The sequence below is a fragment of the Sinomonas sp. P47F7 genome (genome assembly GCF_049332655.1).
Taxonomy (GTDB): Bacteria; Actinomycetota; Actinomycetes; order Actinomycetales; family Micrococcaceae; genus Sinomonas.
Window position 1 is genome coordinate 2,195,205 of sequence record NZ_CP186327.1, and the last position, 12,809, is coordinate 2,208,013.

9 protein-coding genes, 1 tRNA gene and 1 pseudogene are annotated in these 12,809 nt (G+C 69.2%); 6 read left to right on the forward strand and 5 right to left on the reverse strand.

The annotated features are described in order from the left end of the window. Positions 1–28 precede the first annotated feature (28 nt). Positions 29–1,225, forward strand: coding sequence for a glycogen synthase (gene glgA / locus ACOKR1_RS10290; RefSeq protein WP_422936521.1), 1,197 nt, complete (start codon positions 29–31; stop codon positions 1,223–1,225). Positions 1,226–1,412: 187 nt separating this feature from the next. Here the strand turns inward: glgA and ACOKR1_RS10295 are convergent, their stop codons facing one another. The 3 genes from ACOKR1_RS10295 to ACOKR1_RS10305 all read right to left on the reverse strand — a co-directional run bounded on the left by ACOKR1_RS10295 (position 1,413) and on the right by ACOKR1_RS10305 (position 4,794). After that, positions 1,413–1,862: an Hsp20/alpha crystallin family protein gene (locus ACOKR1_RS10295; protein WP_422936522.1), complete on the reverse strand. Its 450-nt coding sequence runs from the start codon at positions 1,860–1,862 to the stop codon at positions 1,413–1,415. Positions 1,863–1,984: 122 nt separating this feature from the next. Then, positions 1,985–4,075, reverse strand: a complete 2,091-nt coding sequence (locus tag ACOKR1_RS10300; RefSeq protein WP_422936523.1) for an acyl-CoA dehydrogenase — start codon at positions 4,073–4,075, stop codon at positions 1,985–1,987. Then, on the reverse strand, positions 4,072–4,794 hold the full coding sequence (locus ACOKR1_RS10305; RefSeq protein ID WP_422936524.1) for a TetR/AcrR family transcriptional regulator: 723 nt from the start codon (positions 4,792–4,794) through the stop codon (positions 4,072–4,074). The genes ACOKR1_RS10300 and ACOKR1_RS10305 overlap by 4 nt, the downstream gene beginning before the upstream one ends. A gap of 90 nt (positions 4,795–4,884) precedes the next feature. On the opposite strand from ACOKR1_RS10305, the gene ACOKR1_RS10310 reads away from it, so the two are divergent. The 5 genes and pseudogenes from ACOKR1_RS10310 (at position 4,885) to ACOKR1_RS10330 (ending at position 10,377) form a co-directional block, all read left to right on the forward strand. Further along, the gene (locus tag ACOKR1_RS10310; protein ID WP_422936525.1) at positions 4,885–6,189 is read left to right on the forward strand and encodes an acetyl-CoA C-acetyltransferase; all 1,305 of its coding nucleotides are present in this window, start codon (positions 4,885–4,887) and stop codon (positions 6,187–6,189) included. 11 nt (positions 6,190–6,200) lie between these two features. Continuing rightward, a complete protein-coding gene (locus tag ACOKR1_RS10315; protein WP_422936526.1) occupies positions 6,201–7,580 on the forward strand; it encodes a 3-oxoacyl-ACP reductase in 1,380 nt (459 codons plus the stop codon). Between the two features lie 41 nt (positions 7,581–7,621). Next, positions 7,622–8,500, forward strand: a complete 879-nt coding sequence (locus tag ACOKR1_RS10320; RefSeq protein ID WP_422936606.1) for a MaoC/PaaZ C-terminal domain-containing protein — start codon at positions 7,622–7,624, stop codon at positions 8,498–8,500. 74 nt (positions 8,501–8,574) lie between these two features. Beyond that, a complete protein-coding gene (locus ACOKR1_RS10325; RefSeq protein WP_422936527.1) occupies positions 8,575–8,967 on the forward strand; it encodes a VOC family protein in 393 nt (130 codons plus the stop codon). Between the two features lie 203 nt (positions 8,968–9,170). After that, positions 9,171–10,377: pseudogene (locus ACOKR1_RS10330) on the forward strand (IS481 family transposase). A 25-nt stretch (positions 10,378–10,402) separates the two neighbouring features. Here the strand turns inward: ACOKR1_RS10330 and ACOKR1_RS10335 are convergent. Then, positions 10,403–10,486 (reverse strand) — tRNA-Leu (locus ACOKR1_RS10335). 770 nt (positions 10,487–11,256) lie between these two features. Then, entirely contained in the window at positions 11,257–12,549 is a 1,293-nt protein-coding gene (locus ACOKR1_RS10340) for an ISL3 family transposase (RefSeq protein ID WP_422934593.1), read from the reverse strand. Positions 12,550–12,809 lie beyond the last annotated feature (260 nt).

The following is a 12,809-nucleotide window of genomic DNA, read 5'->3' on the forward strand; positions in this document are numbered from 1 at the left end:
CCTACCGGGCAGCGACTACGTTGGTGCCGTGCGAATTGACATTGTGACCAAGGAATTTCCCCCGGAGATCTACGGCGGTGCCGGGGTACACGTCGCTGAGCTCAGCAAGGTCCTTGCGCGGGAGGTGGACCTGCGGGTCCATGCCTTCGGCGCGCCGCGCGAGCCCAAGGTCGACGGCGCGTCCGTCACCTCCCATCAGGTCCCGTCGCAGCTCGCGAGCGCCAACGCTGCGCTTCAGACGCTCGGCATCGACGTCGACATCGTCCCCGAGGTGTCGGGCGCGGACGTGGTCCATTCGCACACGTGGTACGCGAACATGGCCGGGCACGTCTCCTCGATCCTGTACGGCATCCCGCACGTGCTGAGCGCCCACAGCCTCGAGCCCCTGCGACCATGGAAGGCCGAGCAGCTCGGCGGCGGCTACCGGCTCTCGTCGTGGGTCGAGAAGACGGCGTACGAGGCAGCGGCTGCCATCATCGCCGTCTCCCACGGCATGCGCGACGACATTCTGCGCTGCTACCCCGACGTCGACCCGGCGAAGGTGCGCGTGGTCCATAACGGCATCGATGTCTCGCGTTGGGGCCGCGACGAGGGCACCGACCTCATCCGGGCCCTCGGGATCGACCCCGAGAAGCCCTCGGTCGTCTTCGTGGGGCGCAACACCCGACAGAAGGGCGTTCCGTACCTTCTCCGTGCCGCCGCGAAGCTCCCCGCCGACGTCCAGCTCGTCCTGTGCCTCGGTGCGGCGGACACTCCCGAGCTGGCGCGGGAGACCGCAGCTCTCATCGACGGGCTCAAGGCCGAGCGCGAGGGCGTCATCCTCATCGAGCGGATGCTCCCGCGCGCCGAGCTCATCCAGGTCCTGAGCCACGCGACGGCGTTCGCATGCCCGAGCATCTACGAACCGCTCGGAATCGTCAACCTCGAGGCCATGGCCTGCGGTGCGGCGGTCGTCGCGACGGCGACGGGCGGCATTCCGGAGGTCGTTGAGCACGGTGCGACAGGCCTGCTCGTGCCGATCGAGCAGGTGAGCGACGGGACCGGCACGCCGCTGGACCCCGAGAAGTTCGTGACCGACTTCGCCGCGGCGCTCACCGAGGTCGTCACCGACCCGGCGCGGGCTCGCGCGATGGGCGAGGCGGGCCGTGTGCGCGCCGAGCAGAACTTCTCCTGGGACACCATCGGCCAGTCGACCCTCGACGTCTACCGCTCGGTTCTCGCCTAGCAGAAAGCCAGCGAACGACGGCGGCGAGCCCCCCGCGTGGTGGGCCCACAGCGGCGAGGGACCCGAAAGACGCGAAGCGTGTTTTGGGAGCCGCTGCGGTCGGCCCACAGCGGCGAGGGACCCGAAAGACGCGAAGCGTGTTTTGGGAGCCGCTGGGGAGGCTCGCCGTCGTCGTAGGTCGCCCAGGCTAGTCCCGGCTCACGTTGACCTTGGTCGGCCCCGGGCCGCTTTCGGGCGCGGACGGAACGCGGACCTCGAGCACGCCGTCCTTGTAGCTCGCCCGGATGCCGTCCTGGCGGGCACCCCGCGGGAGCTGGACGCTGCGAGAGAACGAGCCGTAGCGGAATTCCGAGCGGTAGCCCTCCTTGCCGGCGTTCTCGCTGTTCTCCTGACGCTCGGCTCGGATGTTCAGCTCGCCGTCTCGGACGGTCACGTCGACGTCCGTCTCGGGGTCAACGCCGGGCACCTCGGCCCTCACGACGAGGTCGTCGCCGTCGCGGAACTCCTCGACGCGCAGCCACCCCGTCTCCCAATCGCCCTCCATGAAGCGGCGAACGTGCTCAGGGAACCCGAAGCGGCGGAACGGCGGCGGGACGGGCATGTCCCAGGGCCCACGGCGGGCCCATCCATCTCCCATGGCATCCTCCTTGAGGCGTGCCCGGTCCCCGTGGCCGGGCCTTGCCCTCAGGCTAAGCCCGGCCGCGGGGGCGTGGAAGGCTCGCTGCGGCGGCCCAGAGCGAACATGTGAGTGGGGTTCGCTCAGGCCGTGCTCTTGGCAGCCTTGGCCTGCTTCTCGCGCCGCGGCGCGGCCCCTGAGGCCCGCAGCGCCGCGTAGTACTCGGCCGCCTCATCCTGACGCTCGGCCTCGGCGCCGGTCGCGATGGGCGCGCGGACATGCTCGGGGCCGTAGCCGAACGCGTCGACGAGGTCCAGGGCGTGGGGGCGAAGCCGCGCGAGGAGCCGGTTGATGTACTCGCCGACGGTCCGCCCGCGCTGCATGCTCAGGCGGCCGTTCATGAGGTACCACGCGAGGTGCTTCTCGATGAGGGTCAGCCCGAAGAGGTCGCGCAGCCACGTGAGCACCTTCTTCGTGCCGGGGTCCTCGATTTCGGCGAGCGCCTCGGTGAAGGCCTCCCACTGAAGGAGCTCGGCATGCGCCCGCGCGGCCTCGATGAGCTCATTCTGGTGGGCGTTGAAGCGCGCGGCCGCCTGGTCTTGCGGGAGCGTGTTGGCGCCGTGGAGGGCCTGCGCGACCTGGGCGACCATCGTCTGGACCCGGTCGGCGAGCAGGAGCCGCTGCGTGTCCTCGTCGCGCAAGGCGAGCGCCGCTCGCTGGGCGCGCCCGCTGTCCCGCACGAACTGCGCGACGGCCCCGAGGCCCGTCTTGTAGGCGACGCCGGCGGCCTGGCCGAGCGCGAACTTCGCGAGCGCGCCCACGCCCATGCTCCGGAATTCCTTGGCGTAGTCGTTCAGGAGCCGCTTCGCGACGAGCTGGAGCAGCACGTTGTTGTCGCCCTCGAACGTCACGTAGATGTCGAGGTCGGAGCGGAGGGACGCGAAGCGGTTCTCCATGATGAATCCCGCGCCTCCGCACGCCTCTCGGCACTCCTGGAGGATGTCGAGCGCGTTCCACGTCGCGAGGGGCTTGAGGGCCGCGGCGAGCGTCTCGAGGTCCTGACGGTCCTTGTCCGTGTCGGCCCGGCCGGAGAAGACGCCGTCGAACTTCTCGAGGAGCTGCTCGTGCGCGAAGTTCATCGCGTAGACCGTCGCGAGCCGGGGGAGGAGCCGCCGCTGGTGGCGCTGGTAGTCCAGGAGCACCTCCTCGGCGGTCTCCGAGGAGGCGTTGAACTGCCGGCGCTCGGACGCGTAGCGGATCGCTGCGGTGAGGCCGAGCTTCGACGCGGCCGTCGCGGCGCCGTCGAGCGAGACGCGGCCCTGCACGAGCGTGCCGAGCATCGTGAAGAAGCGTCGCCCCGGGCTTGTGATCGGCGAGGAGTACGTGCCGTCCACGGCCACCGAGCCGTAGCGGTTGAGCAGATTCGTCCGCGGCACCCGGACGTGGTCGAAGTGCAGGCGCCCGTTGTCGATCCCGTTGAGTCCACCCTTGACTCCGTCGTCCTGGCCGCCCACGCCCGGAAGGAACTCCTTCGTATCCGGGTCGCGCAGCGGCACGTAGAGCGCGTGGACGCCGTGGTTGACGCCCTTCGTGATGAGCTGGGCGAAGACCACCGCCGCGAGGCCGTCCTTGGCCGCGTTGCCGATGAACTCTTTCCATGCCGCCTTGAACGGCGTGTGGATCACGAACTCCTCGGTCTCGGGGTCGTATGTCGCGGTTGTCGCGATGCTCGCGACGTCCGAGCCGTGGCCGATCTCCGTCATCGCGAAGCAGCCGGGGACGTCGAGCGACATGATGCCGGGAAGCCACTTCGCGTGGTGCTCCTCGGTCCCGAGGTGCAGGACCGCGGCGCCGAAGAGTCCCCATTGGACGCCCGCCTTGATCTGGAGCGACGGGTCGGCCGTGACGAGCTCCTCGAAGCCTGCGATGTTGCCGCCGTGGTCCTCGTCGCCGCCGAGCTCCTTCGGGAACGCCCGGTGCACGGCCTTGTGGTCCACGAGGTACTTGAGCTGGCTGAACACGCGCTCGCGGTGCTCGTGGTGCGTGAGCCCCTCGAGCTTGTGCAGCTCGGCGTGGCCGGCGAGCTCACGCGCCACGCGACGCGTTGGCGCCCAGGCTCCGAGGAGCTGCTCGGCGAGCGCCTCGACGTCGATGCGGGCACCGTCAGAGGCCTCGACCGCGTCTTCGGCGAGGTCCGCCGTGGTCTCAGGGGCGTCGGAGGCGAGTTCTGTCATGGCTTCTCCTTGCTGGAATTCGTGCTGTCTGCCTCGGCGACGATGCCGGCGAAGAGCCAATCGGCGATCATCGCGGCCATGGTGTCGAGGGTGGGTTTGGAAGAGGTCTCGGGGGTTTCGAGCCAACGCTCGCCGGCGGCGCGGACAAGTCCCATCGCGGCGGCGGGCCAGTAGAGGATCGTCGCGTGGCTGCCCGGCGCGAGGAGCCGCTGCATGGGCTCCTCGATCATGCCGCCGACGGCGTCGAAGAAGCTTCCGAACGCGGCGCCGGCTTCGGCGTCGGCCGGTCCGCCGGACGGGACACGCGTGACGAACTCGTACACGTTGGGCGAGCTCGCGGCCATGCCGAGGTAGGCCGTGACCATGGCCCGGAGGCCCTCGTGCGGCGTCTGTGCCGTGCGCGCGGCCTCGCCGATGCGGGCCTGCATCTGCGCGAGGACGAGTTCGCCCATGGCTGCCTGGAGTCCGGCCTTGTCGCCGAAGTATCGGTAGAAGACCGACTTCGAGGTCCCCGCCGCCGTGGCAATGTCCTCCATGGGCACCTCGGAGCCCAGACGGTGGACGGCTCGCCGTGCGGAGCGGATGAGTTCCGTCCTGCGCTCCTCGCGGTGGGTCGCCCAGCGTGCGGTGCGGCCGTCGACGGGAGCCGCCGAGGCGCCGTCGTGCGTTGAAGACTCGGGTGCGCGCGCCGCGGTGCGCGCCGCTCGGGGGAGGTTCACGATACCCAGCGTATCAGGTACGCTTGGTATCGGTAACTCGTCCACATCATTCAGCGGCCGGGCGCCCGCCCAGCCCACGTTTACGGAGGCATGATGTCCACAGTGCGCAAGGCCGTCGTCGTCGGCGGCAACCGCATCCCGTTTGCCCGCACCAACGGCGCCTACGCGATGAGCTCGAATCTGGACATGCTGACGGCGGCCCTCGACGGCCTCGTGGCCCGCTTCGGCCTTCAGGACGAGCGCATTGGGGAGGTCGCCGCGGGCGCCGTGCTCAAGCATTCGCGTGACTTCAACCTGGCCCGCGAGGCCGTGCTCGGCTCAACGCTGTCCCCGGAAACGCCTGCCTACGACGTCCAGCAGGCCTGCGCGACGGGCCTCGAGACTGTCCTCGGTCTCTCGGACAAGATCAAGCTCGGGCGCATCGAGTCTGCCGTCGCGGGCGGCGTCGACAGCGCGTCCGACGCTCCCATCGTGGTGAGCGAGGGCCTTCGCCACGCTCTCCTCGAGCTCAACCGGGCCAAGACGGTCCAGCAGAAGCTCAAGGCCGTCTCGAAGATCCGCCCCAAGGACATCTCCCCGGTCGCCCCGGGCACGAACGAGCCCCGCACGGGTCTCTCGATGGGCGAGCACCAGGCCCTCACCACGGCGCAGTGGAAGATCACCCGCGAGGCCCAGGACGAGCTCGCGCTCGCGAGCCACCGGAACCTTGCGGAGGCCTACGGCCGCGACTTCTTCGACGACCTCGTGACCCCGTACCGCGGTCTGACGAAGGACGGCAACCTCCGTGCCGACACGTCCCTCGAGAAGCTCGCGAAGCTCAAGACCGTCTTCGGCCGCCAGCTCGGCGACCGCGCGACGATGACGGCCGGCAACTCGACGCCGCTCACGGATGGCGCGTCGACGGTCCTTCTCGCCTCTGAGGAGTGGGCGCAGTCCCGCGACCTTCCGATCCTCGCGGACATCGTGGACGGGGAGGCCGCCGCGGTGGACTTCGTGCACGGCAAGGACGGGCTGCTCATGGCGCCCGTGTTCGCCGTCGCCCGGCTGCTCGGTCGGCTCGGGCTCACCTTCGAGGACATCGACTACTTCGAAATCCACGAGGCCTTCGCAGGCACCGTCCTCTCACATCTCGCGGCGTGGGAAGACGAGGAGTTCTGCCGCGAGCGCCTCGGACTCGACGGTGCGCTCGGCAAAGTCGACCGGGCCAAACTCAATGTCAACGGCTCGTCGCTCGCGGCGGGTCACCCGTTCGCCGCGACGGGCGGGCGCATCGTCGCCTCGCTCGCGAAGCAGCTGCACGAACGGGGAGAGGTCGGCGGGCGGCCGGCTCGCGGCCTCATCTCGGTGTGCGCCGCTGGCGGACTTGGCGTCGCCGCCGTGCTCGAGGCTCGCTGAGGGGGAGCGACATGACAGACAAGTACACAGCGTTCGTGAGCCGGGGCTGGGGTCGAGACCTCGCCAAGCGCCTCGGCCTGCCGCAACCCGTTGCGCTGCGCCGGTACGCGCCGGGGGAGCAGCTCCCCGGACCCGTGCTGGTGATCGGCACCGGCGCGGGCGCCGATGCGCTCGCCGCGGCGCTTGACGGCTGGGGTGTCGAGGTGCGGCGGGATGGCGCGGACGACGGCGGCGCCTCACCTGAGGCGGGCTCCGACGGGGCGCGCCATTCGAAGCTTCGGGCGATCCTCCTCGTCCTCGACGGCGTCGAGCGGCCCGAGGACCTGAGCGGGCCCATCCTCGCCGCAGGCAGGGCGCTGCGCTCGTTGTCCGCGTGCGGCCGCGTCGTCACGGTGTCCCGCCGCGCGTCGACCGCGGATGAGCCTCCGCTCGCAGCGGCTCGCCAGGGTGTCGACGGCGTCCTGCGTTCGCTCGCGAAGGAGCTGCGCGCGGGGGCCACCGGCAACGGTATCCTGCTCGCGGACGGCGTCGAGGCGGCCGCTCCGAGCGTGCTCGGCGCGCTGCGTTTCCTCCTCTCGGGCCGCTCGGCGTTCGTGGACGGCCAGTTCCTCACGGTCGGAAGCAGCCGCGGAGAGCTCCCTGTGGACCCCGATCGGCCGCTCGCGGGCAAGGTCGCGGTGGTCACGGGCGCCGCGCGTGGCATCGGCGCGGCGATTGCGCGGACGCTCGCGCGTGACGGCGCGAAGGTCGTCGCGGTCGACGTCCCGGCGGCGGGGGAATCGCTCGCGAGGATCGCCAACGAGGTGCATGGCACCGCACTCCAGCTCGACATCACGCGGCCCGACGCGGGCGAGACCATCCTCGAGCATACCGCGGGGCGCCACGGACGGCTCGACATCGTGGTGCACAACGCGGGCATCACGCGCGACAAGCTCCTGGCCAACATGGACGCCGCCAAGTGGGACTCCGTCATCGCCGTGAACATCGCGGCCCAGTTGCGCATCAACGACGCGCTGCTTGCCTCGGACCGCTTCGCCGACGGAGCGCATATTGTCTCCGTTTCGTCGACGAGCGGGATCGCGGGCAACCGCGGTCAGACGAACTACGCGGCGTCGAAGGCCGGCGTCGTGGGCATGGTGCGGTCGACGGCGGCGAGGCTCGCAGCGCGCGGCGGCACGGTCAACGCCGTCGCCCCGGGATTCATCGAAACCGAGATGACGGCGAAGATCCCCTTTGCCACGCGCGAGGTAGCCCGGCGGCTCAATTCGCTCCAGCAGGGCGGATTGCCCGTGGACGTCGCGGAGGCCATCGCGTTCCTCGCCTCCGACGCCGCCGGGGGCATCTCCGGCAACGTCCTCCGCGTGTGCGGCCAGAATCTGGTGGGTCAGTGAGCGCGCCGGCCCGGGGGATCGAAACGGTCGAGCTCCCGGAGATGCCCTCGCTCTCGCGACTGTATGTCGGCGCGGCGCGCGAGGCCGCCAAGAAGCTCGTCAGCAGGGGGACCGGTCGGACCGTCCTCCCGGCCGCTCGTCACCACGTCACGGGAGTTCTTCCAGACCTCGTGAAGATGACCGAGTACCAAGCGCTGCTCGGCGAGACCAAGCTGGATGTAGCACCAGCGGGCTACATCCACGCGCTCGCCTTTCCGGCCGCGATGTCGGTCATGGGGCGGGACGATTTCCCGCTGTCCCTGCTCGGCATGGTGCACCTGCGGAATCGCGTCGAATACCGGCACCCCGTGTACTACGGCGACCTCCTCGACGTGCTCGCGTGGGCAGAGGGCCTCACGGGCCATCGGGCGGGGACTCAGGTCGACGTGGTCACCGAGGTGCGTCATGCCGGGAACGACGACGTCGCGTGGCGCGGTGTGTCGACCTATCTCGCCAAGGGAGTGTTCCTGCCTGGCGTCGACAAGCCGCAGGTGGCCGGGCCGCGGGAAGAGTTCCGCGCGCCGCTGCCGACGGCGCTGTGGCGGCTGGGGTCGGAGACCGGGCGCGAGTACGCGGCCATCTCGGGCGACTTCAACCCGATCCACCTCAGCTCGATCTCGGCGCGCGCCCTCGGGATGCGGCGGTCCATCGCGCACGGCATGTACACGGCGTCGCGCGCGCTTGCCGAGGTCGGCGCCCAGAAGGGCTACTCCTTTGCCTGGGACGTGAAGTTCGAGGCGCCGGTCTTCTTGCCAGCACGGGTGTGCTTGAACATCGCGGACTCGACGGACTCCCACGGTACGTGGGGCCGCTCCGACTTTGTGGGGTGGAGTCCCTCGTCGGGTCGACGTCACTTCGCGGGAAGGGTCGAACGCCTGTAGCGAGGTAGCGCACGCGGGCGTACCCTGCAGCCGGGGAGGCGCTCAGACGGGGGACTTCCACGGAGGCGATTGCTATGACGCACAGCACGAAACTCGGCCAAGCGTACGTGTACACGACCATTCCAGCCCAAGATCTAGTCCGAGCACGGCAGTTCTATGCCGAGAAGCTCGGTCTTGAGCCCCTTGAGGAATCGGCGGAGGGCCTCACGTACGAGTTGGCGGAGGGTAGCCAGTTCCTGCTCTTCCCGAGCACCGGCAAAGCCAGCGGCGACCACACCCAGATAGCCTTCCGTACGGCGGACATCGGTGCGACGGTTGGGGAACTGCGCTCGCGAGGCGTCGAGTTCGAGGACTACGACCTGCCCGGCCTGAGAACCGTCGAGGGCGTCGCCGAGAGGTCGGGGCTGCGTGCCGCGTGGTTCCGCGACAGCGAAGGGAACTTGCTCGGAGTTGCGCAGATGGACTAATGCCGTCGAAAGAAGAACACCCCGGCCCATCGGACCGGGGTGTTCGCTTGTGCGCGGAGGGGTGTGTGAATTCAGGACATCGTTCACACATGAGTCGGGACATGCTTCACAGGTGATCGTTCCCCGGTGAGTCGGGACATCGTTTACGGCCTCGGGGGTGAGTCGCGACATCGTTCACACCTCCTCGGGCCCGAGCATGGGCCATGTCGAAGAACAAGGTCATCGTCCTCGCGGTCCTGGAAGGCGGAATGTCCAAGGCCGAGGCCGCCCGCCGCTACGGGGTCACCCGCCGCTGGGTCCACGAGCTCATCCAGCGCTACAGCGAACACGGCCCCGAGGGCCTCGAGGCACGCTCACGCCGACCCCGCACCAGCCCTCAGGCCACGAGCGAGGACATACGAGACCGGGTCCTGGCCCTGCGGGCCGAGCTCGCCGCTGCAGGCCTGGACGCCGGCCCGGCCACGATCCGATGGCATCTGGAGAAGGACAGCGGCACGGCCCCGGCCGTCTCCACCATCCGGCGGATCATCACCGCCGCGGGCCTCGTCACCCCAGAACCGCGCAAGCGCCCCAAGTCGTCCCTGCGCCGCTTCGCCGCCGCCCAGCCGAATGAGACCTGGCAGTCAGACTTCACCCACTGGCACCTCGCCGACGGCACCGACACCGAGGTCATCGACTTCCTCGACGACCACTCCCGGGCCCTGCTCCACCTCACCGCACACCCCAGAATCACCGGCCCCATCGTGGTCGAGGCCTTCCTCGACACCGCCAACGAGTACGGGTTCCCGGCCAGCACCCTGACCGACAACGGCATGGTCTACACCACCCGCCTCGCCGGCGGCCGCGGCGGACGCAACGCCTTCGAAACCCTCCTCGCCTCCCTCGGGATCACCCAGAAGAACGGGTCCCCCGGCCACCCCCAGACCCAGGGCAAGATCGAGCGCTTCCACCAGACCCTCAAGAAATGGCTCCAAGGCCAGCCCGAGGCCCACACCCTGACCGACCTGAACGAGCTCCTGGCCAAGTTCCGCCGCATCTACAACCACGAACGACCCCACCGCGCCCTGGGCCGGCACACCCCAGCCGAGGCCTACGCCGCGACCCCCAAGGCCGCACCCGCGACAGCCGCCCAGGGGGAACTTCCGCGTCCGCACCGACCGCGTCGACGCCGACGGCAAGGCCACCCTCCGCCACGCCGGACGACTCCGACACCTCGGCATCGGACGCGCCCACAAGCACCAGCGCATCCTCCTGCTCGTCCAGGATGCCGACGTCACCGCCATCGAACACGGCACCGGAGAGATCCTCGCCGAATTCACCATCGACCCGACCAAGGGCTACCAGCCGAAAAAACAGAACACCCCCGGTCCGAGGACCGGGGGTGTTACCGATGTCGCGACTCATCCGTGAAGGATGTCCCGCTTCATCACACTTGTGCGCGGAGGGGGACTTGAACCCCCACGCCCTAATCGGGCACTAGCACCTCAAGCTAGCGCGTCTGCCATTCCGCCACCCGCGCAGATGACGCCCACGGGAACTCGCCTGAAGCGATTCCCCTCGGGGCAACGAGTAAATACTTTACACCATCTGCGAAGGGCGGATGACACGGATATCGCGGGGTGGCTGGGCGCAGTCGTCGTTGGTTGGGAAGCCCGGAAACACGCGGAAAGTTGGCCCGGCAACCATGCCGGAACGCCAAACGCCCCGGTCCGAAGACCGGGGCGTTTCGTTGGTGCGCGGAGGGGGACTTGAACTCCTCGGTGCCCCCTTGCGTCCGAAACCACAGGTGAGCGTTCTGCCGCAGAAAATCAACGATCCTCGACACATACCCTGTCGATAACTACGTCGAGATACCCCGACACCCACGACCTTTAGCACCTGAGTTAGCATTTTGGCAGCGCTCAGGGCGACTCCTACCCCGAGCGATGGGGACGCCAATGTAGTATCGCAACGCCTCGGCCAGCTGCTTGGCCTCGAGCGCGCGGGCTCTTCCCATGCACCCGCTGCGTCGCCTGGCGCGGCTGGCCTCGGACTGCTCCTCTTTGAAGATCTTGTCCGGTTCGGCGCTGCCGACGATATCCAGCTGGAGCGCGAGATTCTGATCTGACGCGCTGACCCTGACCCAGGCCACGGTGTGGCTTGCTGGCTTGCGTTGCAATGTGCCTGAACTTTACCCACACCTGAAGCAGAAGCCGGAATCTGGACCCTACTGCACCGCATGCGTTTGTTGAACCCCTTCGCAATGGGGCTCTTCGCGGTTCCGCGGGAACAGTCCTGCTGGGATGAGTGTCAGGCCGCTGTCTGAGCGGCGCTCCTGAGCAGGATACGCGATCGGTAGTTCTCGGCGTTCCTGAAACCGCGTCCTGTGCGTTTGATGTTCTTGATGGCTGTGTTGTTCGCTTCGACCTTGGCTGTGGTCGCGCCGGTGGCGATGAGGACTTCGATCTCGTCCCACCACCGCTTCACGGTTCGCAGGAGCCGTTTGGTCTCGGGTGTGGGTGCGGCGTCGACGAGGCCCTCGAGGATCCGCAGGTGGTCTCCGGCTTCGGCGAGGGAGGCTGAGGCGAGGAGGGTGCGCAGCTGCTCCTTGGCCTCCCACGCCGCCTGGAGTTGCCCGGTCGGATCGTCGCTGGCGAAGACATCTCTCAGGCGCTTCTGACCGCGGTCGGAGAGAGTCTCGGCGGCGCGCAGGAGCAGGCGCCGGTTGGCCCAGCCCGGGTCGACGGTGCGGCCGCGTCGGCCCTTGAGCTCCTGGCTCAGCCTCTGCCTGGCCTCGGTGACGGCCTGGTTCGCCAGGGACACCAGATGGAAGGCGTCGACCGAGACCGCGGTGCGGGGCAGCCACATGCGCAGGGCCTTGCGGAACGCCGCGGACGGGTCGATCGCGACGACCTCGACCCCGAGCCGCCACGCCAGCGGCCGGGCGAAGAGCCAGTCCCCGACACCGGTGCTGTCCCGACCATCCACGATGCCCAGGACCTGCCCGCTGTCCAAGTCCACGATCGTGGTCATCCACGGCTCGATCCGCTGCCACGGGGAGGACTCGTCCTCGCGGAACCAGCGCACGGAGCGGTACCTGTGCTCGTCGATCCCGAGTCCCTTGGGCGCGAGCGCGTCCACATCCGGCAGCGTCGCCGCGGCGGCGCCGAGGGCCTTCTGCACCAGCCACCACGAGACCCCGTGCGCGGTCGCGGCCTCCGCCGCCGCACGGCCGGAGCGGATGACCGCGTCGACGAGCGCGCCCAGCAGCCGCGAGGTGGACCGGGCCCGGCGGGGCACCTCGTCTGTGGCCTCGGTGAACGACCCGCGCGGGCAGGCCAGCTCATCGCAGAAGAACCTGCGCTTGCGCCACAGCACGACCGCGGCACCGGCGACTGGGATGTCGCGCAGCCGCTGGAGACGGACGTCCTTCACCCGCCCGGACACGACGCCGCAGGACGGGCACCCCGGCACCACGCCCGTGGACTCGACCACCACCCGGCGGAGCCCGAGGGCGCTGACGCTGGCGGAGAGGACACGGTATTCGGGCAGGTTGAAGATCACGGTGGCAGCGCAGGGCTGCCCCGTCGTAGGCTCGATCAAGGCTCGTGGTTCCTGACGGTTACGGATGCTTAGACAACACCCATTCCAGCAGGGCCACGAGCCCCTTCACGCTCTACGCCACGAGCTCACTTCCCGCGGAACCGCGAAGAGCCCGCAATGGGGTGCACCCTATTGCGGCACCTGCATCCGTGAACCGGAAATATGAAGGCCAAACGTTGCAGCACCCCCGACTGGGCCATCACGAGCAGTTGAGGCTTCGTGTTGGTGGTGCGTCCACATGCCCCTACTGTGGGGCTTGC

Excerpts from the sequence above, each read along its gene's own strand:
- ACOKR1_RS10300 (WP_422936523.1), bottom strand. The coding sequence starts at position 4,075 with ATGACAGAACTCGCCTCCGACGCCCCTGAGACCACGGCGGACCTCGCC.
- ACOKR1_RS10315 (WP_422936526.1), top strand. The coding sequence starts at position 6,201 with ATGACAGACAAGTACACAGCGTTCGTGAGCCGGGGCTGGGGTCGAGAC.
- ACOKR1_RS10310 (WP_422936525.1), top strand. The coding sequence starts at position 4,885 with ATGATGTCCACAGTGCGCAAGGCCGTCGTCGTCGGCGGCAACCGCATC.
- ACOKR1_RS10325 (WP_422936527.1), top strand. The coding sequence starts at position 8,575 with ATGACGCACAGCACGAAACTCGGCCAAGCGTACGTGTACACGACCATT.
- ACOKR1_RS10295 (WP_422936522.1), bottom strand. The coding sequence starts at position 1,862 with ATGGGAGATGGATGGGCCCGCCGTGGGCCCTGGGACATGCCCGTCCCG.
- ACOKR1_RS10320 (WP_422936606.1), top strand. The coding sequence starts at position 7,622 with ATGCCCTCGCTCTCGCGACTGTATGTCGGCGCGGCGCGCGAGGCCGCC.